Genomic DNA, 24,774 nt, shown 5'->3' on the forward strand with positions numbered 1-24,774 from the left:
CATCAAAGGTCGTCTTTTTGGACATCCATTTCCTGCAACGGTGATTTGATGACCTATCAACCAGTAAGCCGTGTTGGCGGAATCAAGAATCACTGGGGGAAATCAATGTCGCGTCACTCGAAAGGAACACCATCTGTTGCAATCCGATTCGGCGGATTGTTGTTGCTCCTACTCTGCCCGCGATCATTCACACTGGCACAATCCGTCACGTTGATTGACCCGGGAAACGACAATCGGATTTCGTCGATCGAAGGTGTTTCGATCAACGGAACACACTATGACGCCACGTTTCATCACGGAGTCGCCTTCAACGACCTGCCCTCGCCGCAAATCACCTTTTCCGGTGCCAACGCGTTCGATTTTTCGAACGGCTACGCAGCCGCCGACGCCATCGCCACGGCCGTTGGGAGCCAAAGTGATGTTGCCGGACCAACAACCCGGGTACTGATCCCCACCGGGAATGTGTTGGGGTTGTTGATTCCCTCGGTCTCGATCGGCCCGGAGACCAATTACAGCCAGTGGTCCCCGGCCGACGCGAGTGCCACGGTGCTGTTCTCCGCAGCACCGGTGGGCCCGGACGTCGCTTGGCTGACGTTTTCCGAAGCCGCAGCGGTTCCTGAACCATCCACCTTTGTCGCGACAGGGATGCTATTCCTGGTTGGCGTTCTCTACCGCCGCCGATCGACACGGCATGCACGATCGGTTGGCAAAGCGTGATGACGCGCTCAGGGCGCCGCTGATCCGGTCGCGGATTGGGACACTCGATGGACAGCGCCACCGTCAATCAAAAACACCGTGATTTGCAGTGCAATAAGCGGCCAGGCGCTAACCGACGGTGGAAGGGAAAAAGCCCGCGGCTAGCGTTAAGCGGCTCACGCAAAGTGGCGCTGTCCAGCCAGGGCGGCTTCGAACTGGTCGCTCCACCGAGCCGAATGCCGTGTCGACGAACGACAGAAACGGAAAAACCCGCAAGGCGATGGCAATTTGTTTGTCCTGGGCTAACTGTAGCGTAGGGTTGCCAGAGCCTTTGAATCTGACGGAGTCCTACCGGCACCTCGGATTCCACGGGGCGTGACGAACGAAGGGTGCGCAAAGTCGCCGATCTCGATCGTCTTGAAACACGGGTGAGGATTGCTTGCGAAGGGGCATCGACGCTGTAGCGACCACCGGGCCGACCGGTGATCCGCGCCGGCGCAATCGGTGCATCCGCGTCGAACCAGTTCACAAAGTCTCGGTCAATCAGAACCGCGGTGACCGTTTGTGAACCCGGACCGCATTGCATAAAGCTGCCGATCCGTGTGTTGATCCTGCCACATCCACACGTCTTCCAGCCAGCATCGAAAGCAACCGCGATTCCATGTCGAAGTGTGTCCGTCGATCGATCCTGCTCTGCTGCGCCTTGACCGCGTGGTTGGCGTCCTCAGGCTATGGCCAAACGGTGACGCTGATCGCGCCTGGTTCGGACAACCGCATCGCGACGATCAACGGCATCACGATCAACGGGACGGTTTATGACGTCACCTTCAACCATGACATTCGGTACCGCGACCTTCCGGTTCCCAAGCTCAGCTTTCCCGGAACGTCGTCGACGGATTACGCGGCGGCCGTTCAAGCGGCGGAAACGATCGCATCGGTGGTCAGCGGGATTCCAGACGTCTCCGGCCCCACCACGTCGATTTTCATTGCCGCCGGCGAAGGCAACGGCAACCGTGTCCGCGCTGCCTACATCGATTCACAGCCCAACTACAGCGACTGGTCGCCAGCCGACGTCCTCACCGGCGAATTCAAGGGCAACAAATTGACCCCGTCCGATGTGGCCTGGCTCACATTCTCTCAGGTCGCCGTGGCGGTTCCCGAACCGTCCGGATTTGCGATGGCAGCCATTCTGGCCGTGATCGGTCTGACGCGCCGGCATCGACCGCGTTTGTCCAAGGCCGACCTGTTGTCGCGGAGCCCCCCCGACGCGCCTGCACGCTGCGCGTCACGAAATGGCAATCCGATTTGCGACGGCGCGGCACGGGGCCGTTCATCGTTCGACCGGTCCGCACCATGACCTCCGTTCGCCCCCTCAAAATCGCCGCTTCGCTGCATCCGATCGACCGACTGTACGTGGCGATCGTGGCGATGCAACTGCCGTTCGTGCTGGTGCACCTGCACAACCTGTGGACGTTTCGGTCCCACTACGAGTTCTTTCCGTTCGTGCTCTTGGCCGCCGGCGGTTTGATGGCGTCTCGTTGGCCTCAGACACTGCCCGAGCGCACCGCATCCTTGAACACGCTTTGTCGTGGAATGTTGATGACCGGATTGGCTCTGATGGCTGCCGCGGTCATCTTCGTTTCACCCTGGCTGGCGGCGGTTGCGTTCCTGATCAACCTGGGCGGATTGCTGATTCGCGTCCTCGGCCCGGCAGCACGTGATTTGCTCGGACCCTGGATGCTGTGCTGGTTGGTCATTCCACCGCCGTTGGGTCTGGATGGATGGATGATCGGTCAGATGCAATCGATGACCTCCACGTGCGTTTCCAGACTGCTGGAATGGGGTGGAATGCTGCACATTCGAGTCGGGAACACGTTCGAGTTGTCTGGCCACCGGCTATTCGTCGCGGAAGCCTGCAGTGGCATCCACAGCCAATTGGTTCTGATCACCGTCTGCCTGGTGCTGATGGTGTACCAACGCCGACGGATCCGAAGTGGAATCCTGATGGTCGTTGCAGCCAGTTTCTGGTCGTTGGCCGCCAACGTGACACGGATCATGATTGTTGTCCTGGCGGCAGCACATTTCGACATCGACATCTCGGAAGGCTGGGCACATGAATGCCTTGGGTTCCTGCTGATCGTTGCCGGATTTGCGATGCTTTTGAGCACCGATCATCTTTTCCGCGGAATCGCCGCCTTGCGGGAACCTCCGGACTATCAGATCCGTTTGGAAGAGACGTCCGACTTGATCCAGACAGTCTCACTGTGGAGACGTCAGGCAGCGGACTGGTGTTTCGGTTCGCGTGAAGCCTATCAAACCCACTGCATCGTCCCCCGCACTTCGGCGCAACACGATCGACGCTTCACCAACGTGGCACCGCCTCGTCCGCTGGTAGTCTTCACGTCACTGATCGCCATCCTGGCTTCCCTGCAAGTGGTGGTGTTGGCAAGCGGTCATGGACACACCCAACTGGTTCGACTGCTGTCCTGGTTGCCCGAAGACACCATGCCGCAGGAAGCAGGCCCCTGGAAACTGAAAGAGTACACCGAACAGCACCGCGACCGTCACTCCGATCAGGGTGAGTCCAGTCAGATCTGGCGATACGTTTCACAGTCAGCCGCCGCGCAGGTCTCCGTCGATTATCCCTTTTGTGGTTGGCACCAACTGACACGTTGCTACACGTCACGCGGTTGGTCGATTGTTTCCGAACAGATCCGATCATTTCCGCGGCCGGACGGAAACCCCGATGATCCGGCTCAATGCGTCGAGGTTCAGATGGTCGGGCCTTCGGGCCAATACGGGCTCCTGATCTACAGCTTGCTCGACCGTCACGGCGAAACCCTGGCGGGTGAAACGCACTATTGGCACAACCGTGTCGCCAACAGCCCGCTGATCGATGCGATGTCCGGATCGTCCACGTCGCCGCTGGACGAGAGCACCTTGCAGGTCCAGGTGCTGACCGTCAGCGAGGTTCCGCTGACCGATCGACAATCGAATCATTGCCGTGAGCTTTACGTCGCGGCTCATCACCGTACGCGCCACGCCCTCCTGAGCAGGATGTCCGATGTTGATCAATAGGATCGAGCGGTTGATTCGATACGTGCTGCGCGAACCGGGCTGGTTGCATCTGGCCGTCGGCCTCCCCGCGCTGCTCACGGCGATCGTCTGCGTCGCAGTATGGACGTTCAGCCAATCGCTGACGTCGTGGGACCTGTCAAAGCACTACTTTCGCGCGGCAATGCACGCGCACCGGCAAGGCGACATCGAATCTGCCGAGCGGTGGCTTCGCAAAGTCACCCACCTGAATGCCAATGACCCTGCGGCCCGATTTCGTTTGGCCAAGATCGCCATGCAAAAGGGCGAAACCATTCGCGCCCGACGATTGCTGGCCGAGCTGGCACCGCGCGATGCCATCGGATTCCCCCCTGCTCACTTGTTCGTTGCTTCCCAACTGCTGAAGTCCGCAGCGGCCGGAAGTGCGCAGACCGAGTCGGCAACACGCTGGCACCTGTCGGCCGCCCTGGCCAAGAATCCTTCGGATTTGCATGCCAGGCACATGCTTGCCGAATTCGAGCTGATGCACCGCAGCTTGCAGGACGCGATCGCCCACTATCGCGTTTTGGAACCGCGCGACCCCTCGGTCAATTTGCTGTTGGCCCAGTTGCACGTCGCGATCGGCAACCGGGCGCAAGCCGAGCTGGCCGCCGAACGGGGACTCCGGCGATTCTCCAAGCGGATCGCCGATGATCACACCGATGTTGCGGCAAAGATCGAATCGGCGCGGCTTTACGCGTTCTTGGAGATCTACGACGAAGCGACAAGGATCTTGAACAACGCCGCGGCGTTCCAACGAATTCCGCCGGACGACTTGAATCGTCTGCGACACGTATTGTCCGATATCTATTTCCAATGGAACCTGGCGTTACGCCACCACGGATCGGAAACGGATCCGGAGCGACTGCACCTCCTGAAACTTGCGGTGAAGTTGACCCCGGAAGATCACCGCCTGTACCAATCCCTGTTCGAAATCAAACGTTCGTCACAGGGGTTGTCGGAACCGGTGGACGAAGTCTTCCGGTCGTTGCTGACGCAATCCGCTGGAAACCAACCCACCGGGAAATCGATCGTCCACCTCAACCTGTCGATCGCGGCAGCCAACGAAGGCGACGCGACGCAGGAACGCCGACACCTTCGCGAAGCCTTGCGTGCCGACCCCAAGTCTTCGGTCGCCGCCAACAACCTGGCTTGGAACCTTGCCACCGCTCAACCGCCACGCTTGGACGAAGCGATGCAGTGGGTAGACCGGGCCATCGAATTGCAACCCCAACGGGACGACTATCGCGCAACCCGGGGCCGGATCCTGGCGCTATCGGGCCGCAAACAAGAAGCCATCGCCGAATTGGAACCGGTTTCCAGACGCCTTCCGGGTCGCGCGGACATCAGCCGCGTGTTGGCGGAACTGTACCGAGACTTGGGAGATGAATCGGCGGCCGGTGAACACACCGCCAGGGCTGCAGCGCAAAGCGATTTCGGCCGTCTGTAGCGGTCACGGTCTGCTTTCGGCGCATCTGCCACCCATCGCCGCGCCCCCAAGTTGGACAGCGTCTTTTTCAATCAAAAAAGCCGTGATTCGCAGTGCAATCAGCGGCAAGGCGTTGGCCGCCGGTCGATGCGATCAAGACCACAGCTGGGGCGCGACGCGGCACACGCGATCGGGCGCTATTCAGCAAGGTGACTCCCGCTGTCGGGAACTTTTCTTCGTCCCGCGACTGGCCTTTGCAGTGGACAATGCCTATCGTTGCAGTGCCGCCGAAATGAGCGGCTAAAGGAATCTGAGGCCACGGCAACGGCATCGTTGCTTTCCGCGTTTGGACACGCAGCGGTGGGCCACGCAGCAAAAAAATAGTTCGCTATTTATCGCTGCGCAATTCGACCAATCGATGCAAGTTGACCGTCAGCTGATAAGGCATGCCGGTCAGCGCATCTGGTGCGATTGCCCACCGAACGGTTTTTTGACCGGGCATCTTTTGTGACCTATATTCGCGTGGCCGCCTTTTCTGGGTGACCAACGCGGCCAGCGCGGCGGAAAGTTCGGGCACGAACTTCCTTCGCCCCTCCCCTCGCACTTCCTGAAGTCACCCAGTTGGATTCGATCGGTATGCATACATTCGCACGGGTCATTCTTCCGCCACCGGTCCCTTGCCACAATCGTGTGGCCCATCATTGCGGCGACGGCTCGCGCGTCACCGGTCCGGTGGGAGTTCGACTCCGATCGCCCCTGCAATGGGTGTTTGCCGCCGCCTTCGTCGTGCTGATGGGCGGCATGCCCGCAAGCGCGCAACAGACGCTGCAGATCGAAGAGACCGCTGCCACGCCGCTGGATCAACCGGATCCGTCGCAGGTGATCGCGACCGGCGCCGCGCTGGAACGCGACCGCCAATGGTCCGACGCGATTCGCCACTACGAGAAGGCTTGGCGTGCCTATCCGAATCACCGTGAGATTTATCAGCGGTTGATCATCAGCCGACTGCACTACGATGTGAACCGTCGCTACAACGACAAAAGTTTTGTCGCGTCGGCGCATCGTTTGAGCGCCTCACAGGCTTTGGATCTGTACACGGAGATCCTGGCGAATCTGGAAACGCACTATGTCGAACCGATCACCTGGTCTCGCGTGCTGTTGCACGGAACGGCTTCGCTGGAAGTCGCACTGACCGAAGACTCCTTCCTGCGAGATGCGCTGTCGGGTGTCGATGCCGATCGCGTGCGTCAGTTCCGAGAAACCATCCATCGACGCATCGCGGATCGCCCGTCCAACAATCGCTTTGACCTGCGAGCAACAGTCGCCTTCGTGGCCAACACCGCCAGCACCGAACTCGGTCTGAATTCCACGGCGGTCGTTTTGGAGTATGTCGGTGGAGCCGTTTCCACCTTGGACACCTACACCCGCCTGCTCTCCGGCGACCAATTGGACGAAATGTTCTCCAACATCGAAGGCAACTTCGTCGGGCTGGGCGTGGAACTGAAAACCGAAGAGGACGCGTTACGGATTCTGTCGGTAATCCCCGGCGGCCCCGCCGAGGAAGCCGGAATGTTGCCTGGGGAACGAATCATTCGCGTCGAACATAGCCAGACGCAACAGTCCGATCCGAACGTCGCGGCCGACCTGCTGCGTGGACCCGAACAGTCCTACGTTTCGCTGACCGTCGAAAACCTGCAGGGACAACGTCGCGACTTGAACGTCCAGCGGCGGCGCGTGGACGTTCCCTGCGTGGAGAACGTGCACCTGGTCGACTCGGTTTCACGCATCGGCTACCTGCGGCTGACGAACTTCCAGAAAACAACGACTCGCGACGTCGAGCGAGCGTTGTGGGACTTGCACCGCCAAGGCATGCGTGGCCTGATCCTGGACCTGCGGGGAAATCCCGGCGGACTGCTGTCGGCCGCTGTCGAAGTCGCCGACCGGTTCATGGGCCAGGGACGAATCGTCACCACCCGCGGCCGCAATTCTCGCGAGAACTTTGACTATGTCGCCCACCGTGCGAACACCTGGGACGTCCCGCTTGCCGTTCTGATCGATGGCGACAGCGCCAGTGCCAGCGAGATCTTCGCGGGCGCCATCGCCGACAGCGGTCGTGGTGTCCTGGTCGGCGAACGCAGCTACGGCAAAGGCAGCGTGCAGGGGATTTTTCGGATGCAGTCCGCAAAGTTCGGACTTTGTCTGACCACGGCCAAGTTCTATTCGCCCAGCGGCAAAGCGATCAGCCAAAACGGCGTCGACCCCGACTTGTTTGTGCAGTCGGAATACATCGCTGCACGGCCAAATGATCAGGGGCGTTTGACTCTGGACACGGAAGATTCCGTGCTGCAAAAGGCCGCCGATACGTTGGCCGCTCGCAACCAGATGATCAGCCAACGCGACTAAGAAGAAAACTTATCTGGAATCCGCGGTGGTCAACCCGCCGCCCAGTTAGCGACGCGATTGCACCGCAAGTCGCATCATGAACCCGATCGAACGCACCGCCTCGGCGAGCGACAACTTGCTGTGCCCATGTTCGCGTTCGACAAACGTGATCGGCAGCTCTGCCATCTTTCCGCCGCTGCGGTTGAACTTCACCAGCAACTCTTCCAACACCGCATAACCGGTGCATTGCAACGAATCCAGACCGATCCGTTGCAACGCCGCGGTGCGATAACATCGCATCGATCCGCTGCAATCCTTGACCGGCAGGCCCAAGACGCCGGTCGCGAATCGGTTGACAAATTTGCTCATCAATCGGCGTCGCAGCGGCCAGCCGACAATCTTTCCGCCGTCGACGTAGCGTGACCCAATCACGACATCCAGGGACGGATCCGCGATGGCCCGGTCCAGCAATTGCGGCAATTCCGACGGATCGTGGCTGAGATCCGCGTCCAAATTCAGAAACAACGGCAGGCCTCGATCAACCGCCTCCCGCATGGCTCGGACGATCGCACTTCCCAGCCCCCGCGCGTCGGTTCGAACGACCAGTTCCAAACGGTCGAATTCGGCCTGCAGACGGCGAACCACGTCGGCCGTTCCGTCGGGCGAGTTGTCGTCGACGACCAGCACGACGGCTTCCGGAAGTGCCTGGAAAAGCCGCCGAATCAGGTTCTCGATGTTGTCCGATTCCTGATAGGTGCAAATCCCGATCATCGCGATCGGGGACGACGGTTCGGGATCTTGGTGAACGTGCAAGGAAACTCAGGCAAGCGGGACAGCGGCGGGTGAAACGGAGATCCGGTTGGAAGGACGAATCAAAAACGCCTCCGTTGCCAAACGCAGGCCTTGCCGCATTTTCCACGCTCTGGCGGACGTGGCTACGCCCCTTTGAGCTCCACCCTCCGGGGAATCTCGCATCCACGCAGACTGCCGTCATCGGGCCACGTCGCCTACCCCGCGTTTTCAACGCTCCGGCGAGCGGGCAACGCCCCCTGGTGGATCGATCACACCCGGGCGGAGAATGAAAAAAACGCACCGCGGTGACGGTGCGTTTCTCGCAAAAGGATCTCATCGGTTCGCGTCAACTACGATCGGTGTCGCATCCGGGCCAGAATCTCTCGGTAGTCGACATCCAACTTCGGCGGATCGAGCGAGGATGCCGAATCGACGCGCAACGCCTCGTCGCTGCCCGACCGCGGTTGCTCACGCGGTTCCAGATCCAGGTCTTCGGTGATGAACAGCAGATCGCTGTCGTCGCGGCACGTGGATTCGGCAGCGGGTGAAGCTTCCGGTTCCGGTTCGTCGTACCAAATCACGGCCGGTACCTCACGAAGCGTTTCTTCGATCGACTCCGAGTCGGGTTCCACTGACTCCGCGATGTCGTCGGGATGCCCTTCTTCCAAAGGGAACTCTCCGTCGCTGAGCAGGAAATGATCCGCCATGTCGTGGCTGAGCCCGATGATTTCCGAGTGCAGCGCGGCTTCCAGGTCAAACACCGCTTCGGCAGCTGAATCGCAGGTGGCGTCGGTGTTGTCCCGCTCGGGTTGTCCATCGTCCGCTTTGGCCGCCCCACCGGCGGATGTCGCGGCGGCGAGTTCAATGCGTTCTTCGTATTCGAAGTCGCCAAACAACTCCAGCGGTGCGGGCGTCTTGATCGCCGGGGCCACCGACGGCGGTGATGTCACTTGCCGGTCATCAGTGGAAGTGTCAGCCAGGGTCAGCTCGGGCTCGGAATCGGCTTCCGTTTTCGTGGCGGTCGAGTCATCGGTCAATTCGCCGAATTCCACCGCCGGACTTTCGTGCATCAAATCAGGCTGGACGGTCATCGGGCCCGGCAGTTGTTGCAGCCGCGACCAAGCGTGATCGATGGTGTGCTCGTCAATCGTCGATTCATCCATTTCGGCCGCGCAATCAATTGCTTCGGTCATGATCTGGTTGATCAGACGGGGAACGCCGCTGGTCGCATGGAAAATAGCCGACATTGCCTGGCCGGTGATCGTTTCGTCCGCGTTGGAGCCGCAGGCTTCGATGGCTTGCCGGATGTAGGTGCGAGCTTCTTCGCCGTTCAAGGGGTGCAGGTAGCAGCGAGCGGAGATGCGTTGGACGAAAGGTTCCAGCGACGGGCTCGTCAGAGTCTCGTCAAGTTTCACGCCACCGGCCAACACGGCGCTGATGACGGGCTGGCCGTGTCGCATGATGTTGGTGACCCGGCGAATCGCTTCCAACACGTTTTCGCTCAATGATGCCGCTTCGTCGACGATCAGCAGGATGCCGCCCTGCTTTGCGTCCACGCGTTTGAGGTGATCGTCCAACATCAATTCCAGATTCTTGGCCTGATCGACGTCGACCGTGACGCCCAATCGATGCAGCAGCAGTCGCTGCAAGGCTGCTTCGTCGGCGATCGCGGTTTCGCCCACGACGACCACCTCGTGAGTCTCAGAGAACTGCTGGGCCAGCAAAGCGCACAGCAATGATTTTCCCGTTCCCGGCGGACCGATTACCACCGATATCGCCTCGCGCGCCAAAATGCTGCGAGCGATTCGACCGGCTGACTCCATCACCGGGCCGACGGCAACGTAGCGGTTGACCGAAGGAAATCCTGGAAACGGCGGCAACGTGTAGTCGTGCTGGGAGTTTGTCATCGTTCGGTCTTGTCCGAAGTTGGCGAGTTGGCTGGAGGGACAGTCGGCAGGACGTGCCGTCCCTGCAACCGGAATAATCGGCAAAATATCCCCGCCACGTGAAGTCGAATTTTTCGCCTCGGCGAGGTCCCCCGAATTTCTGCTTCAGAAAGTCGGCATCGGCCGCTTGGAAGAAGGCCACGGAAGCCGATGTCTGCGGCTTCCAAATCAGGCAATTGCTAGAGCCAAACGACGACCGACCCGATCATGGCCAGAACGATCATGCCGCCGAAGGTTCCCAGACGCACCAGGACCGACACCGTTTGTTCGCTGAGAGGGCGTTCGCGGCGAGTGGGACAAAGATTCATCCAGTGCATGTAACCACAGGCGCTGGCCAGTCCCAGCAGGAAGGCGATGTGATACGCCAGCTGAGGCCTGGCCGCGGGCGTGACCCTCTCAAAGACGATCGGCGCATGCGATTTCTTGGACGCGACGGTTCGCATCAACTGCTCTGCCGATGCCTTCACCGAAGACCAATAGTCGGCGTCCGAAGGACTGGGCACATCACTGACCGCATCGACCTCATCGGGATCGATCGGCTGCAGATCCGACGGGGATTCGGTTGCGAGGGCGTCCGGAGCATCCAGTTCGTAGGACGCCGTGGCGATCGAGTCGGATCGCGTCGTCGCGGTTGGACCATCGCCGCCGGCCGTCGGTGAGGCGTGTGGCCGCCGCTTTCCCTGGGCGTAGAATTCGGCCAACTCTTTTTGCCATTTGGCCGTCACATAGCCGGGATCGGACTCCAGGGAATTCCACTGGTCCAGTTTCTGGTGCAACTGCTTCAACTGCGGATCGTCAATCGCCAGACTGTAGGTGCGCCATTGCGGGCCGGAGGACTGAGGCGAAGAGATCTGGCAACGAACGATTTGGCGCGGTTTGGACTTGGGCCAACACGCCAGGGTCAGGACATAAACAGCCGCAAATGCGAGCAGCAAGTCGACAAGGGTGGACCGATCTTTCATTGCGGCGGGCTCCGGTTGGCGGTTCGAAGCGGAAAAGACGAATCGCCCTGCAATAGCAATTGGCAAGCAACGTTTAAAAAAAACATCGACCGCCCCGCCGAGGTTCGGCCAGCACTTTCGAGCAAGTTTGTTGGTTTGCAACGATCAAAGAGGTCTGTGATTTGTTTCGGATAAAAATCTGCGGAATTCGGCTGGAGAGCGACGTCGACGCGGTCGATCGATTAGGCGGCGATGCGATCGGGCTGAATTTTTTTTCCAAAAGTGTCCGGTACCTCGACCCACAACTGCCCGGCACCCGCGAGCTTTCCCAACACGCCGCCCAGCGGGGTTTGATGCGGGTGGGCGTGTTCGTGAACGAATCCCTGGCGGGAATCCGGTCGACCGTCCAGCAAGTCGGCCTGGACGCAGTGCAATTACACGGCGACGAATCACCGGATTTGGCAAAACAGCTGCGGCAGGCGGGTTACCAGGTGATCCGCGCGGTGAAATTGCCTCGCGGACCCTTCCCGATCGACCTCGCTCAGCAGCGCTGCCGACCCTGGCTCAGCGAGGGCTGCGGCTTGATCCTGGATGCCGATGCGGGGTCCGCCCACGGCGGCAGCGGCAAAACGCTCCACTGGCCCTCGGTCCGAGCCTGGGCCCAGGAATCCCCAGAGGTCGATTGGGCACTCGCTGGCGGGTTGCGTCCCGAGAACGTTGCCGAGGCCATGTCCGTCAGTGGTGCCCGGGCGGTGGATACGGCCAGCGGTGTGGAATGCCCTCGGGGGGTCAAGAACGCCGATCGGATCGCGGCCTTCGTCCGGGCGGCCACTGTGTAGCCACGTTCGCCAGAGCGTGGAGCTGTGGTAGCCACGCTCGCCAGAGCGTGGAAGTGTCGCCAAAACGTGGAGGCTGCCGTCGCACCGCCGTCTGGCGACGGTGGTTACATCGACATCGTGATCTTTGGGCAATCCGCTTCAAAGTGGCTGCGCCCGGCAACCGGGGGGGCAACCCGCTTCTGGTTTCAAGGCTTTCGCTTTCGAACCGCTTGCTCTGCCTGATTTCTTCTCCAGAATCGCTTTGACGGGATTTCCGCGAGGGGTCTCAGTTTTTGCTACTGCTCTCAGCAGCGACGACCTTCCCCGGCGTCGGCTGGCAGCGGGCGATCCAGCCAGACGCCCCGCCGGCGGGCGACAGCGGCATTTCGGCCACCGGTAGCCGTTTTCGTTCGCGTTCCTTAGCTCTTTTTGCCGGGACCCGGTGACCAAAAATGGGCTTTTCGTTAGACTGGGCCGCCCGGACGAGTTCAGATCTCGGCAAGTTGCCGGAGCTCGGTCCAGCCTGGTCGGCACCGCGACGGGTCCTCGAAGGACGCCGTCAGCGTGAGACCGGGCCATCTACGCGTTCGGGGGAGCGCGTGCCAGCGGGAGTCCCTGTGGTAGGTATGTAGCCCCTCATACGTGCGTGAATCATTTCAGCACAATCTGGAGTTGAACCTTGTCGCAAGTCGAAACCGCGCCCCAGCCCTACAAAGTCAAAGACATTTCCCTGGCCGAATACGGCCGCAAGGAAATCAATTTGGCCGAAACCGAAATGCCGGGCTTGATGGCACTTCGCAAAAAGTACGGCCCCGAAAAGCCGCTGGCCGGCGCTCGCATCGCGGGCTGCCTGCACATGACCATTCAAACAGCCGTCCTGATCGAGACCCTGAAGGAGCTCGGGGCCGAGGTCACATGGAGCAGCTGCAATATTTACAGCACCCAGGATCACGCCGCCGCAGCGATCGCGGCAGCCGGCATCCCGGTCTACGCCTGGAAGGGCATGTCCGAGGAAGAATTCGACTGGTGCATCGAGCAAACGTTGACATTCCCTTCCGGCAAGAAGCTGAACATGATCCTGGACGACGGTGGGGACCTGACCGCTATGGTCCACGATCGCTTCCCGGAACTGCTGGAAGACATCCACGGAATCAGCGAAGAAACGACCGCCGGGATTCACCGCCTGGAAGTACTCAATCGCAGCGGCCGCCTGCAGGTCCCCGCGATCAACGTCAACGACAGCGCCACCAAGAGCAAGTTTGACAACTTGTACGGTTGTCGCGAGTCGCTGGCCGATGGCGTCAAGCGGGCCACCGACGTGATGCTCGCTGGCAAGGTTGCCGTGGTCTGTGGCTACGGCGACGTCGGCAAAGGCTGTGCGCACAGCCTGCAACGCTACGGCTGCCGCGTTCTGGTCACCGAAATCGACCCCATCAACGCGCTGCAAGCCGCCATGGAAGGCTTTGAAGTGACCACGATGGAAGAGGCTTGCAAGGAAGGGCGTCTGTTCGTGACCACCACCGGGAACAAGGACATCATCCTGGGTGAGCACATGAAGGAGATGCCGGAGGATGCCATCCTTTGCAACATCGGGCACTTCGATACCGAAATCGACGTCGCCTGGTTGGAAAACGAAGTCGAACAGGGGCGAGCCACCAAGGACGAGATCAAACCGGCCGACATCGGTGCCGTTGATCGCTACACCTTCAGCGATTCCGGCCGCAGCGTGATCATTTTGGCCAAGGGCCGTCTGGTCAATCTGGGATGCGCCACCGGCCACCCGAGCTTCGTGATGAGCACCTCGTTCACCAACCAGGTCCTGGCGCAAATGGAACTGTGGCAGAACCGCGATTCCGACAAGTACGGCGTCAAGGTCTACATGCTGCCCAAACGACTGGACGAAGAGGTTGCTCGATTGCACCTGAGCCAGCTGGGTGTCAAGCTGACCAAGCTGTCAGCGGAGCAGGCCGAGTACCTGGGTGTTCCGGTCGAAGGTCCCTTTAAGCCGGATCATTACCGGTACTGAGCCGCGTCGCCACGACACGTCGCAACCTGGAAAACGCCGGATGGTCATGGACGATCCGGCGTTTCTTTTTTACCCGAACCTTTCTTGGTTTCGGTTCGCTTGTTCCGGCCAGCGTGGCTGCCGCAAAACGTCGACCGGGTCCTCCCGCCGATCCCACCGGGCGGCTGCCGGGGCTACGCGTCGTTCGGGCGATTCGCTACGATTTCGCACTCAATCGATTTCTGAGACTTTCCCCACACCCACCACCTTTCTGATGCCTCAGATTGCTCCGTTCGCTGCCCTGCGTTATTCGCTCGATCACGTCAGTTCGATCTCGGATGTCATCGCGCCGCCCTACGATGTCATTGATCCGAAGCTGCAGGACCAGCTGTACCAAAAGCACCCGGCCAACGTGATCCGCATCATCCTGAACCGCTCCGAACCCGGCGATAGCGGCGATGAAAAGTACGAACGGGCCGCGAAGTTCGTCCAACAATGGGTCGATGAAGGCGTGCTGGAGCGTGAGGACAAACCGGCCTACTACGTCTACCATCAGCAATTCGAAGCCGACGGCAAGACCTTCAATCGCCGCGGATTCATGGCCCGCGTCCGGATTCAACCTTTCGGCGAGGGCAATGTCTACCCGCACGAAGAGACGCACCCCAAGGCAAAGGTCGACCGCCTGAAGTTGACCAAAGCGACCGGGCAGAACAACAGCCAGATCTTTGGCCTGTACCCGGATCCGGAAAACGAGATCATCGAATTGCTGGACGCCGCGACCGAGGGCGTCACACCGATCGAATGCACCGACCACCTGGGCGTCCGTCACACCCTGTGGCCGGTCAAGGATGAGGCCGTGGCGGCGAAAGTCAGCCAGTTGATGGCCGACAAACCGATGTTCGTCGCCGATGGGCACCACCGCTACGAAACCGCCTGCAATTACAAGCAGCATGTGATCGAAACCGAAGGTGCGATCGACGAGGATCATCCGGCCAATTTCGTGATGACCATGCTGGTGGGGATGAGTGATCCCGGGATGATCGTGTTACCGACTCACCGTTTGCTCCGCGGAACCCGCAGCTTCTCCTCCGACGAGATCGTGGCCGCCTTGGGAGACGCGTTCGAGTGCCAGAAGCTGGCGCCCGGCGTTGAATCCGCCGAGACGGCATGGGGCAAGATGGAAGCGGCCGACGAACAGGGGCTGATCGCGATCTTTGGCGTCAAGGACCAGACCTGGGTATTGGCCAAAGCAACCGACCAAGCCGCTCAGCGGATGAAGGAATTGGCACCGTCGCAAAGCGACGATTGGCGGGCGTTGGGCGTCAGCCTGCTGCATCGCCTGGTCATCGATGATCTGCTCGGTTGCGCCGGGCACCCCAAGCCGACCTACGTGCACGAGGTGTCCGAAACCATCGAAGGACTTCAAGGCAAAGGCAGCCAGGCGGAAAGCGAAGGCGACGAACCCTACACGCTGGCCGCGCTCGTGATGCCGGCCAAACTGGAGCACGTCGAGGCGATCAGCTTGCACAAAGAACGCATGCCGGCCAAGAGCACCTATTTCTATCCAAAACTGCTGAGCGGCTTGACCTTCAACCCGTTGAAGTGATCCCGGCTTGCAGTGCCGAACCAGATTCTCGTTCCCGGGCTGCCGCCCGGGAACGCACTGAACGCTGGCTCCGCCAGCCCCTGCCACCGCTGACAGGCGGAGCCTGTTCTTGCAGCAGGTTCCAAGGCGGGAGCCTTGGAACCAAGGTAGAATTCTCTCGTTCCCGGGCTCCCGCCCGGGAACGCACTGAACGCTGGCTCCGCCAGCCCCTGCCACCGCTGACAGGCGGAGCCTGTTCTTGCAGCAGGTTCCAAGGCGGGAGCCTTGGAACCAAGGTAGAACTCTCTCGTTCCCGGGCTCCCGCCCGGGAACGCACTGAACGCTGGCTCCGCCAGCCCCTGCCACCGCTGACAGGCCGAGCCTGTCTCGCAGCCGGTTCCAAGGCGGGAGCCTTGGAACCAGGGTAGAACTCTCACTCGTTCCTGGGCTCCCGCCCGGGAACGCGCTGCACGCTGGCTCCGCCAGCCCCTGGCGTCGCGGACAGGCCGAGCCTGTCTCGCAGCCGGTTCCAAGGCGGGAGCCTTGGAACCAGGGTAGAACTCTCACTCGTTCCCGGGCTCCCGCCCGGGAACGCGCTGCACGCTGGCTCCGCCAGCTCCCGACACCGCCGGCTGCGCTCGCTGCTGCAACCGGGTCAACCCCAGTTTCTTGTGAAACCGATCTTGTTTCACCAGACGTACTTTGCCTAGTTTCCCGCGAAACAAACAACACTCGTTCGCGGAGAAGCAAGGCGGTGGGACGGATCCTGTGCGTGGTCAACCAGAAAGGCGGAGTCGGGAAGACGACGACGGCGGTCAACCTGGCGGCAGCCCTGGCGATTGCCGACCAGTCCTGCCTGCTTGTCGACATGGATCCCCAGTGCAACGCGACCAGTTCGATGGGCCATGAACCGACCGTCGGGCACGCGCTGGTCAGCGATGCCGCGCTCAGCGAAGCCATTGTCGACACCAAACAGCCCAAGCTGGCGCTGCTGCCGGGCAGCCGAACCTTCCAGGACATCGACCTGCTGGCGACCTCGGACGACCAGCAGGCCAACCGCGTGCGGAAGCATTTGGACAGCGTCTTTGACCGCTACGATTACGTGCTGATCGATTGTCCGCCCAGCGTCGGCGAGCTGACGCAAACGGCCTTGACCGCCAGCACGGAAGTGTTGATGCCCATTCAGTGCGAGTACTTCGCGATGGAAGGGCTGACCCAGCTGATCAAAACGATCAAGAAAGTCATCGTTGCCACCGATGGCCGACTGACCTTTGGCGGGATCCTGCTGACCATGTACGATCCCACGCTTGAACTGACCCGTGAGGTCGACGCGGAAGTCCGCGAGTTCTTCGGCGACATCGTGTTCGAATCCGTCGTGCCCCGCGACGTCTCGCTCAGCGAGGCGCCCAGCCACGGCGAAAATGTTTTCCAATATGCTCCGCGATCGCGCGGTGCTTTCGCATATACGCAGTTGTGCATGGAGGTGCTACAGCGTGACTAGTTCATCTGCTTCGGCGAAGGATCGTCGGTTGGGAAAAGGCTTGGCAGCGTTGCTCGGAAGTCCGTTGGACGAGGACGGCAATCCGCTGCAATCGCCCGCAGGTGGCAACGGGGAAAACGGCCCCGCCAACGCCTCCGGCGTCCAGACGCTGGAACTGCCGGTCGACCAGATCGAGAACAACCCGTTTCAGCCACGTCGCGAATTCAATCCCGACGAAATCGCCTCGCTGGCGGAAAGCCTGAAGAACCACCAGCAACTGCAACCGGTTCTGGTTCGGATCGTCGACGGCCGCTACCAGCTGATCAGTGGCGAACGGCGGCTGCGGGCGACCATCCATGCCGGGCTGAAAACGATTCGCGCCGAGGTCCGAGAAGCGGACGACCGGCTGGTCGCCGAATTGGCGATCATCGAAAACCTGCAGCGGAAAGATCTCAATCCGATCGAAAAGGCGCTGTCGTTCAAACGCTACATCGAAGAGCACCAGTGCAAGCAGGAAGATTTGGCCAGGCGATTGAGCATCGATCGCAGCACGATCGCCAACCTGATGCGTTTGCTGGAACTTCCCGAAGCCGTTCTGGATCTGCTGCAATCCGGCGAAATCACCGCCGGCCACGCCCGGGCCCTGTTGCCGATCGGCGACGAGGAGATCCAGGCCCGGACCGCGCAGCGCGTCATGGACGACAAGCTCAGCGTGCGAGCGACCGAAACGCTGGTGGCCGAAATGTTGAAGGCGGAAGAGGACCAGGAGACCGGCCGCAAGGTCGTCAATGCGACCCGGCAAAAGCGTCGCCAGCCCTCACCGCAGATTGAAGCCATGCAGCAGGAATTGCGGATGGTGTTTGGCACCAAGGTCGAGATCAAAAGCAGCGCTCGTGGTCGCGGAAAAATCACGATTCATTTCAGCGATGCGAACGAATTCGAACGTTTGCGAGCGATGCTCAACCAGGAGTCCGCTCCGAAGCTTCGCGTCGCCGGATAATCCAGGCACTTCACCCTCCCGCTTGGAGGTCCTGCCGTTTCGCTTCACCCTCCCTCCGGGAGGGTCGCGGAGGAGCTTGCGACGACGCGGGGAGGGACACGTCCGGCGCGATTGATTTCAGCTGTTTGATGAAGACACCCTCCCCAAAGGCTCGTGCCTTGTCCACTGACCCTGCCGGAGGGAGGGTCGACTTCAAAAAAACGCATCCTTTCTCCTTCTAAGCTCGGAGAACTGCGCGACCTCCACGCAGGACGCTGCCGCTGCATTCGCGTGTTTGCGACGGTCTTCTGCAACTTCGGCGCCATGCCCGAACTCTTCCAGTGCCCTATAATGACGGCAAGTCCATTTACCGTCGGATTGGGAGTCGACTGAGTGAGCTTTCGAGCGTTGTTATTGCTGAGCTGCCTGACCTCCCTGACGGCCGTGTCGGCTCGGGCCCAGGAGGCGAAATCCGGATACGTGCTGGACGTCCCGGTTCCGCTGACCGCCCGATCGGCCGATACCCTGCTGGGCCAGTTGGGACGGCTCGCCGAGTCGGCCCCCGAGGGCGCGCGCCTGGATGTCGTGTTGCGCTACCCCGAGGACGCCTCCGGGGGGCAAGCAACGGCATTTGAGGATGCGTTGAAGCTGGCCCGCGCGATCACCGGGGATCGGTTTCGATCCGTTCGAATCATTTCGCTGGTCCAGGGCGAAGTGTCCGGCCACAGCGTGTTGCCCATCCTGGCCTCCGATGCCCTGCTGCTCTCGCCGGCCGGCGTACTTGCCGACGCCACCGCGGGCGAATCGGCGGCTGACGAAACGATCAGCTTGGCCTACCAAAGCATTGCCAAACGCCGCGGCCTCTTTCCTCCGGCGCTGGTTCAAGCGTTGGTCGATCCGGACACCGAACTGGCGTGGGTCAGCAAGGTCGACGGTGGGCAAGCGTTGGCCGCCGGAGACCAACTCGTGAAACTCCGTGAAACCGGAGCCGTGCTGGGCGAACAGGTTTGGAGCGCCGCCGGCGCACCCGCGAAAATTGACGCGGACCGGCTGCGATCGGCTCGGGTGGCAGCCGGCATCGTGGGCGATCTGGACGACGCGGCACAGGTGTTGGACCTGGCATCGATCTCCCCGGTCGCCTCCGAACAAGTTTCCGGAAAAGCCAAAGCCATCCTGCTGGATATCTCCGGTTCCATCGCCCGCAATCGTGTTCGCCGCTGGATCAGCAATCTGAGCGGCAGCTTGACGGACGACCAGATCAATACCTGGTTGGTCACCTTCGACTCGATGGGGGGCGACATCGATCAGAGCGCCAGCTTGAGCAGCTTGTTCGCAATGCCTCAACCACCGTTGCGATCCGTCGTGGGTTTCGTCCGTGGTGAGGCGCGGGCCGACGGCGCGTTGATGGCGTTGTCCTGCAAGCCGTTGTACATGCATCCCGATGCGACGTTGGGCGGTCCCGGCTCCGATGCGATCTCGCTGCAGGACTTGGACAACCACGCCGAACTGATTGAGTCGATCGCCGAGAACACCAAGCGTCCCGTGGGGCTGATTCGCGGACTGCTTTGTCGTGATTTGGAAGTCTACCGATTCACCAACAAGAAGACCGGCCAGATCCGCTATGCCACCGCGGACGACCTGGTTTCCGGAGTCGATGACCCGGCGTTGGAGCGACAGCGATGGGAACGCGGCGACCGGATCGAGCTGGCCGATGGGCTGACGACGGAACAGGCGATCGGATTGGGGTTGGCCGATGCCAGCAGCGAATCGATCGAAGACGTCGCCATTCGATCCGGGCTGGACGAAGTTCCCAAACCCGTCTCCGACCGCGGACTGGTGCGGTTCGTCGAACGCCTCGGTCGCAGCCAAGGGCTGATGATGATTCTGTTGATGGTCGGTTTCGTCGCTCTCTCGGCGGAGATGAACGCGCCCGGGATGGGGGTGCCGGGATTCCTGGCGATGGTGTGCTTCGGATTGTTTTTCTGGATGAACTATTTGGCCGGCACCGCGGAATGGTTGGAATTGGTCTTGCTGGTACTGGGGCTCAGTTGCATCGCGCTGGAGGTCTTTGTGATCCCCGGTTTTGGCGTGTTCGGCATTGGAGGATTGATCATGACGATCGCGGCCATCGTTTTGATGAGCCAAACGTTCGTGCTTCCCCAGAACTCTTACCAGTTGTCCGTGATCACCCGCGGCCTGTGGGCGGCCTTGGGAAGTCTGTTGGGCCTGTTCGGCGGGTTCGTGTTGATGCGGCAATTGTTTCCGCATGTTCCGTTGTTCCGTCACCTGGTCATGGAAATGCCCGATTCCCAGGCCATCGACGTGGCGGAAAAGCTGGTCGACTACACAAGGTTTTTGCATCAGACGGGGATCACGACCACGTCTCTGCGACCCAGCGGAAAAGCAAGGTTCGGAGACGAGATTGTTCAGATCGTTAGCGACGGATCGATGATCGACAAAGGGGTGCAGGTGCGGGTGATCGACGTTCAGGGCGCGAAGATTGTCGTGGAACAACAGTAACCGCCATGCCGCTGACCTATTCGTTTGGCCTGCTGGCCGTGTTCTTCCTGCTGTTGGTCGCAGAATTCCTGGTGCCAAGCGGGGGATTGCTGGGCTTGGCCGCAGCGATCGCCGCTTTTTCGTCGATCGCGATCGCGTTCACGCACAGCGTTCCCGCCGGACTGGCGTTTGGCGGAACAATCGCCTTGTGCACACCGGCGGTCTTGTACGCGATGGTCTTGTTCTGGCCGCACACGGCGATCGGGCGTCGGATTCTCAATCGCCGGCCGGGGCAGTTGGATGAACCGACCGAAAGCCTGCTCCGCTCGGGCGGCAAACGAAAAGACTTGATCGGTCGAATCGGCGTCGCCAAGACCCACCTGTTGCCCGGTGGACTGGTCATCATTGATGATCAACGCCTGGACGCCGTGACGGATGGATCGCCCATCGATGCCGGGACTCAAGTTATCGTCGTGAACACCTCGGCCGGCAAAATTCGGGTCCGTGCCGCCAGCGAAGCCGATTTGAATCCGCAGCAGGCGGCTGCACGAGAAAGCACCGAAGCCATTGAATCGTCGCTGGAGTCTTTGGACCTTGGTCCGTTGGACGACTGACGGTTTCGTCCGATCGCGGTTTCAAACGGCGTTGGTGAGTTGACACCGTCCGCGGGGGGCACGAAAGTATGGAGTCTGGCTGAGCTCCCAATGCACCGATAGGACGGAAGGACACAATGATTTTCGGAAGGCCAATCGCATCGGTCGTCGCCTCATCACCGCTTGCCCTGCTCGCGGCCGACGCAAGTGACTTAACCATTCCGGCATTGATCGGCGCGTTGATCCTGATCGGGATCCTCCTGGTCTTTTTCTTTATCTTCGCCAGCTACTTCGGCGTCTGGGTCCAATCTTGGTTGACCGGGGCGGGCGTGGGAATTGGAGATTTGATCGGGATGACCTTTCGAAAGGTCAACGCCCGTTCGATCGTTCGCAGCAAGATCATGGCGGTTCAAGCCGGCCTGGACGATCCGGCCATGACCAGCGAAGCGTTGGAAGCCCATTACCTGGCCGGCGGCAACGTCCAGCAAGTTGTCCGCGCGGTGATCGCGGCCAAAAAAGCCAAAACAATTTCCCTGACATTCCGCGAGGCAGCAGCCATTGATCTGGCGGGTCGCGATGTGCTGGAGTCCGTGAAGACCAGCGTTTATCCCAAAGTCATCGACTGTCCCCCACGCGGCAGCGTCAAGTCGTCGCTTGATGCGGTCGCCAAAGATGGCATCCAGTTGAAGGTCCGTGCCCGCGTCACCGTCCGAGCCAACCTGCAACAATTGATTGGTGGGGCGACCGAGGAGACGATCATCGCACGCGTCGGCGAAGGGATTGTCAGCGCGATCGGCAGCGCGGCCAATCACAAAGCGGTGTTAGAGAATCCCGACGTGATCAGTAAAGCCGTGTTGGCAAAACGGTTGGATTCTCAAACGGCGTTTGAAATCGTATCGATCGACATTGCGGACATCGACGTCGGCGCAAACATCGGCGCCCGCCTGATGGCCGACCAGGCCGAGGCCGATACCCAGGTTGCCCGGGCCCGCGCCGAAGGAAAACGTGCCGCCGCCGTGGCCGAAGAAAAGGAAATGGAAGCGAAGATCGAGGAGAGCCGCGCGCGATTGGTCGAAGCGCAAGCGGCCGTGCCGGAAGCAATGAGCGAAGCGTTCCGCACCGGCAAGCTGCACATTCTGGATTACTACAAACTGCAGAATGTCAGCGCTGACACCGAAATGCGAAAATCAATTGCCTCGGCAGGACAAAATCGCTCGATTGATACAAACGACAGCGTGAACCCGCGGATGAATCACTAGCCGGACAGCGCGACGCTCAATCCAAAACAGCGTGATTTGCGGTACAGTGAGCGGCAAGGCGCGGGCCGCCGGTTGAAGCGAAAGAACCCGCGGCTAGCGCCACGCGGCTCAGGCAAAGTCGCGTCGTCCAGCTAAAATCGAGACTTCGATCACCAATAACCGCGAATCGACACCGTCGCCAGACGGTGGCCGTGCCGCTTTCCCCCACGCTCTGGCAGACTGATTTCAAATGGCAGGCGACCTGGAAGAGTTTCTAAAACGTGCCGCCGAGCGTCGCGCCCAAAAACAGCAACAGCAGGCCGGTGCCAGACCCGAGCCCAAACGCCGGTCGGAGTACACCGATTCGCGACGTGAGCGGCAGATCCGTCACTACGACGACGAGTCCATTCCGGTCGCCGAGATTGTCGAAGAAGTGAACCCGCTTGCCGAACAACAACGGCGGGTGGAAGAAGCAAAACGAAAAGCGGAAGCAGCCAAGCGGAAGTTGGCGGAACAGAAAAAGAAGCTACGCTCGTCTCCACAGCCGCAGCCGTCGGCCAAACCGGTGACCCTGGAAGGCACACCGGCTGATCAACTGCTGCAAATGCTCCGCAGCCCCGGCGGCGTTCGGCAAGCCTTCCTGCTGCGAGAGATTCTGGACCGCCCGGAGGCCCGCTGGTGAACGCGGCCGACCGCAATTCCCGGACAGGCTGATTACTTTTCCAACAGCTGGACGATCGTTTCGTGACCCCCCGAGCGAGCAAAGTCCGCCGCCGATTCTCCGTCGGCGTCCACCAGGGTTTTGTCCGCTCCGGCGTCCAACAAGACTTTGACGACTTCCACGTTCCCCAACGCGGCGGCCGTCATCAACGGTGTGAAATGCTCGCCGGAGTCGACGGCATCGATCTTTGCATCGGCATCCAACAGGACCTTCACTGTTTCCGGAAACGGCCCGCTGCTGGCATGGATCAGTGGTGTTTTGCCTTCCACGTCGCGCGAATCGACGTCGGCTCCGTTCTCAAGTAACAGCTTGGCGATTTGAGTGTGGCCGTTGTACGACGCCATCGCCAACGCGGTGAAGCCATTCTCGTCCGGCTCGTTGACGTCCAACCCCTCGTCCAAACAGACCTCGACCACGCGGAGCTTGCCGTCGAAGGCGGCTTTGCGAAACGCTTCCGGGCTGTACATCACCCGCGTGTCTTCGCCGCTTGCCTCCACCGAATCGCTGTCGGCAACCGCGTCCCCCGCTTCGGTGTTCTCCACGTCCGGTGCCTCGTTCTGACAACCGGCGATCACAGCCAAGGAAAACAAGGCGAGCGTCAGGCATCTCCAGCCCGAATACGAAAAAGGACGAATAAGCATCAATCTTTGTGGCAATGCAGGAATGGGACGGGTGTGACCGACTGTGTCACGTTCCCCGCGATGATGTCAACGCCGGAGACACGCAACGTCGCACGTCTTGGCAGTATCTCACATTTCATCACGGAAGAACGCTTCAATGGCAAAGTTTTACGTCCAGTGTGGTCAACTTCGACTGATCCAAACCAGCGACTCGGCTGAATCCGCGGCGCTCAGCATGATCGACCGCGTCTTGTCCCCCCATCTGTGGATCTACGACGACCCTGACTTGAATGAATTGGATTGCCGCCGGCACCTGATGCTGGAAGCCCTGCTGCATCTGCCGACGGAAATGCAAATCAGCCAACGAGGGTTTGATCGCAGCGACGCCAGCCAAGTCTCCGTCCCGGAAACGATTCAACAGTGGCATGCGCTGATGATCGGCATGCGTCGACTGTTTGCCCAGGCCGGGATCCGTCGCAGCATCGCGGTCTTGGCCGGTGCCCATGCGATCAGCCAAGCGTTCACCCCGCCCCGCTTGCCCCGATGAACGCGCTTGCCTCGATGAACGTGTTTCCCCCGATAGTGCACTTGCATTGATGAAGCGATCGCCCGAGAAGGCAGCGGACTGCGTCAACGCGTTTGCCACGCTCAACGCTTCGGTGCGACAACCGGTATAGTGGGAACACGTTTCCCCCTTCACCCTCCCTCTTCGCCCCGAGCCAGGTTGTGCAGCAGGTCAAAATCTTCAAAAGCGTCGACACGGAAACCGACGAGATGGAAAAACGGATCAACCGCTTCATTCGCAAGAACGGGATCCGTGTGCTTTCGATCAACGGCAATCTGTCCAGCTCGCCGACCGCGGGCGGCGGACCGCTGAACACATTCTCGGGCGGAGACGTGATTGTGTTCCTGCTTTACGAGATCGAAGAATCGCGTTCCTGAGCCGATCCCGAAGTC

22 protein-coding genes are annotated in these 24,774 nt (G+C 60.6%); 17 read left to right on the forward strand and 5 right to left on the reverse strand.

Annotated elements, in window-relative coordinates; genetic code table 11:
- Positions 1-156 precede the first annotated feature (156 nt).
- The 5 genes from FYK55_RS19840 (at position 157) to FYK55_RS19860 (ending at position 5,522) form a co-directional block, all read left to right on the forward strand.
- Positions 157-717: a PEP-CTERM sorting domain-containing protein gene (locus FYK55_RS19840; protein ID WP_161604642.1), complete on the forward strand. Its 561-nt coding sequence runs from the start codon at positions 157-159 to the stop codon at positions 715-717.
- 640 nt (positions 718-1,357) lie between these two features.
- On the forward strand, positions 1,358-2,053 hold the full coding sequence (locus FYK55_RS19845) for a hypothetical protein (protein ID WP_150078208.1): 696 nt from the start codon (positions 1,358-1,360) through the stop codon (positions 2,051-2,053).
- The gene (gene xrtU / locus FYK55_RS19850; protein WP_150078209.1) at positions 2,050-3,774 is read left to right on the forward strand and encodes an exosortase U; all 1,725 of its coding nucleotides are present in this window, start codon (positions 2,050-2,052) and stop codon (positions 3,772-3,774) included. Before FYK55_RS19845 ends, xrtU begins: the two co-directional genes overlap by 4 nt.
- The gene (locus tag FYK55_RS19855; protein WP_150078210.1) at positions 3,761-5,239 is read left to right on the forward strand and encodes a tetratricopeptide repeat protein; all 1,479 of its coding nucleotides are present in this window, start codon (positions 3,761-3,763) and stop codon (positions 5,237-5,239) included. Before xrtU ends, FYK55_RS19855 begins: the two co-directional genes overlap by 14 nt.
- Before the next feature lie 82 nt (positions 5,240-5,321).
- The gene (locus tag FYK55_RS19860) at positions 5,322-5,522 is read left to right on the forward strand and encodes a hypothetical protein (protein WP_150078211.1); all 201 of its coding nucleotides are present in this window, start codon (positions 5,322-5,324) and stop codon (positions 5,520-5,522) included.
- Between the two features lie 84 nt (positions 5,523-5,606).
- Here FYK55_RS19860 and FYK55_RS29200 read toward each other — a convergent pair whose 3' ends face one another.
- Positions 5,607-5,795, reverse strand: a complete 189-nt coding sequence (locus tag FYK55_RS29200; RefSeq protein WP_161604643.1) for a hypothetical protein — start codon at positions 5,793-5,795, stop codon at positions 5,607-5,609.
- A gap of 59 nt (positions 5,796-5,854) precedes the next feature.
- Here FYK55_RS29200 and FYK55_RS19865 point away from each other — a divergent pair, with 59 nt between their 5' ends.
- Complete coding sequence (locus tag FYK55_RS19865; RefSeq protein WP_150078212.1) at positions 5,855-7,621, forward strand: S41 family peptidase; 1,767 nt, start codon at positions 5,855-5,857, stop codon at positions 7,619-7,621.
- A 45-nt stretch (positions 7,622-7,666) separates the two neighbouring features.
- On the opposite strand, the gene FYK55_RS19870 is transcribed toward FYK55_RS19865, so the two are convergent.
- The 3 genes from FYK55_RS19870 to FYK55_RS19880 form a co-directional block, all read right to left on the reverse strand.
- Entirely contained in the window at positions 7,667-8,413 is a 747-nt protein-coding gene (locus tag FYK55_RS19870; protein ID WP_235908835.1) for a polyprenol monophosphomannose synthase, read from the reverse strand.
- Positions 8,414-8,742: 329 nt separating this feature from the next.
- Complete coding sequence (locus FYK55_RS19875; protein ID WP_150078213.1) at positions 8,743-10,299, reverse strand: ExeA family protein; 1,557 nt, start codon at positions 10,297-10,299, stop codon at positions 8,743-8,745.
- A gap of 218 nt (positions 10,300-10,517) precedes the next feature.
- Positions 10,518-11,300, reverse strand: a complete 783-nt coding sequence (locus FYK55_RS19880; RefSeq protein WP_150078214.1) for a hypothetical protein — start codon at positions 11,298-11,300, stop codon at positions 10,518-10,520.
- A gap of 161 nt (positions 11,301-11,461) precedes the next feature.
- Here FYK55_RS19880 and FYK55_RS19885 point away from each other — a divergent pair, with 161 nt between their 5' ends.
- From FYK55_RS19885 to FYK55_RS19925, 9 genes are all read left to right on the forward strand, one after another.
- Positions 11,462-12,118 carry a phosphoribosylanthranilate isomerase gene (locus tag FYK55_RS19885; protein WP_161604644.1) on the forward strand — a complete coding sequence of 219 codons (657 nt, stop codon included), beginning with the start codon at positions 11,462-11,464 and terminating at the stop codon, positions 12,116-12,118.
- A gap of 658 nt (positions 12,119-12,776) precedes the next feature.
- Positions 12,777-14,123: an adenosylhomocysteinase gene (gene ahcY, locus FYK55_RS19890; protein WP_150078216.1), complete on the forward strand. Its 1,347-nt coding sequence runs from the start codon at positions 12,777-12,779 to the stop codon at positions 14,121-14,123.
- Between the two features lie 253 nt (positions 14,124-14,376).
- Entirely contained in the window at positions 14,377-15,708 is a 1,332-nt protein-coding gene (locus FYK55_RS19895) for a DUF1015 domain-containing protein (protein ID WP_150078217.1), read from the forward strand.
- 733 nt (positions 15,709-16,441) lie between these two features.
- Entirely contained in the window at positions 16,442-17,188 is a 747-nt protein-coding gene (locus FYK55_RS19900; RefSeq protein WP_150078218.1) for a ParA family protein, read from the forward strand.
- Positions 17,181-18,167 carry a ParB/RepB/Spo0J family partition protein gene (locus FYK55_RS19905; RefSeq protein WP_390621746.1) on the forward strand — a complete coding sequence of 329 codons (987 nt, stop codon included), beginning with the start codon at positions 17,181-17,183 and terminating at the stop codon, positions 18,165-18,167. Before FYK55_RS19900 ends, FYK55_RS19905 begins: the two co-directional genes overlap by 8 nt.
- A gap of 372 nt (positions 18,168-18,539) precedes the next feature.
- Positions 18,540-20,666: an NfeD family protein gene (locus FYK55_RS19910; protein ID WP_150078220.1), complete on the forward strand. Its 2,127-nt coding sequence runs from the start codon at positions 18,540-18,542 to the stop codon at positions 20,664-20,666.
- Positions 20,667-20,671: 5 nt separating this feature from the next.
- Positions 20,672-21,259: an NfeD family protein gene (locus FYK55_RS19915; RefSeq protein ID WP_150078221.1), complete on the forward strand. Its 588-nt coding sequence runs from the start codon at positions 20,672-20,674 to the stop codon at positions 21,257-21,259.
- 116 nt (positions 21,260-21,375) lie between these two features.
- Entirely contained in the window at positions 21,376-22,497 is a 1,122-nt protein-coding gene (gene floA / locus FYK55_RS19920) for a flotillin-like protein FloA (RefSeq protein WP_150078222.1), read from the forward strand.
- A gap of 229 nt (positions 22,498-22,726) precedes the next feature.
- The gene (locus tag FYK55_RS19925; protein WP_150078223.1) at positions 22,727-23,158 is read left to right on the forward strand and encodes a hypothetical protein; all 432 of its coding nucleotides are present in this window, start codon (positions 22,727-22,729) and stop codon (positions 23,156-23,158) included.
- Positions 23,159-23,190: 32 nt separating this feature from the next.
- Here the strand turns inward: FYK55_RS19925 and FYK55_RS19930 are convergent, their stop codons facing one another.
- Complete coding sequence (locus tag FYK55_RS19930) at positions 23,191-23,838, reverse strand: ankyrin repeat domain-containing protein (RefSeq protein ID WP_150078224.1); 648 nt, start codon at positions 23,836-23,838, stop codon at positions 23,191-23,193.
- A 136-nt stretch (positions 23,839-23,974) separates the two neighbouring features.
- On the opposite strand from FYK55_RS19930, the gene FYK55_RS19935 reads away from it, so the two are divergent.
- Both FYK55_RS19935 and FYK55_RS19940 read left to right on the forward strand, forming a co-directional pair.
- On the forward strand, positions 23,975-24,364 hold the full coding sequence (locus tag FYK55_RS19935; RefSeq protein WP_150078225.1) for a hypothetical protein: 390 nt from the start codon (positions 23,975-23,977) through the stop codon (positions 24,362-24,364).
- 179 nt (positions 24,365-24,543) lie between these two features.
- Positions 24,544-24,759, forward strand: coding sequence for a hypothetical protein (locus FYK55_RS19940; protein WP_150078226.1), 216 nt, complete (start codon positions 24,544-24,546; stop codon positions 24,757-24,759).
- The last annotated feature ends 15 nt before the right edge of the window (positions 24,760-24,774 follow it).

The organism is Roseiconus nitratireducens (genome assembly GCF_008629675.1).
Taxonomy (GTDB): Bacteria; Planctomycetota; Planctomycetia; order Pirellulales; family Pirellulaceae; genus Stieleria; species Stieleria nitratireducens.

Coding starts and splice junctions, on each gene's coding strand:
- FYK55_RS19875 (WP_150078213.1), bottom strand. CDS start 10,299: ATGACAAACTCCCAGCACGACTACACGTTGCCGCCGTTTCCAGGATTT.
- FYK55_RS19915 (WP_150078221.1), top strand. CDS start 20,672: ATGCCGCTGACCTATTCGTTTGGCCTGCTGGCCGTGTTCTTCCTGCTG.
- FYK55_RS19880 (WP_150078214.1), bottom strand. CDS start 11,300: ATGAAAGATCGGTCCACCCTTGTCGACTTGCTGCTCGCATTTGCGGCT.
- FYK55_RS19895 (WP_150078217.1), top strand. CDS start 14,377: ATGCCTCAGATTGCTCCGTTCGCTGCCCTGCGTTATTCGCTCGATCAC.
- floA (WP_150078222.1), top strand. CDS start 21,376: ATGATTTTCGGAAGGCCAATCGCATCGGTCGTCGCCTCATCACCGCTT.
- FYK55_RS19930 (WP_150078224.1), bottom strand. CDS start 23,838: ATGCTTATTCGTCCTTTTTCGTATTCGGGCTGGAGATGCCTGACGCTC.
- FYK55_RS19865 (WP_150078212.1), top strand. CDS start 5,855: ATGCATACATTCGCACGGGTCATTCTTCCGCCACCGGTCCCTTGCCAC.
- xrtU (WP_150078209.1), top strand. CDS start 2,050: ATGACCTCCGTTCGCCCCCTCAAAATCGCCGCTTCGCTGCATCCGATC.
- FYK55_RS19935 (WP_150078225.1), top strand. CDS start 23,975: ATGGCAAAGTTTTACGTCCAGTGTGGTCAACTTCGACTGATCCAAACC.
- FYK55_RS19925 (WP_150078223.1), top strand. CDS start 22,727: ATGGCAGGCGACCTGGAAGAGTTTCTAAAACGTGCCGCCGAGCGTCGC.
- FYK55_RS19845 (WP_150078208.1), top strand. CDS start 1,358: ATGTCGAAGTGTGTCCGTCGATCGATCCTGCTCTGCTGCGCCTTGACC.
- FYK55_RS19855 (WP_150078210.1), top strand. CDS start 3,761: ATGTTGATCAATAGGATCGAGCGGTTGATTCGATACGTGCTGCGCGAA.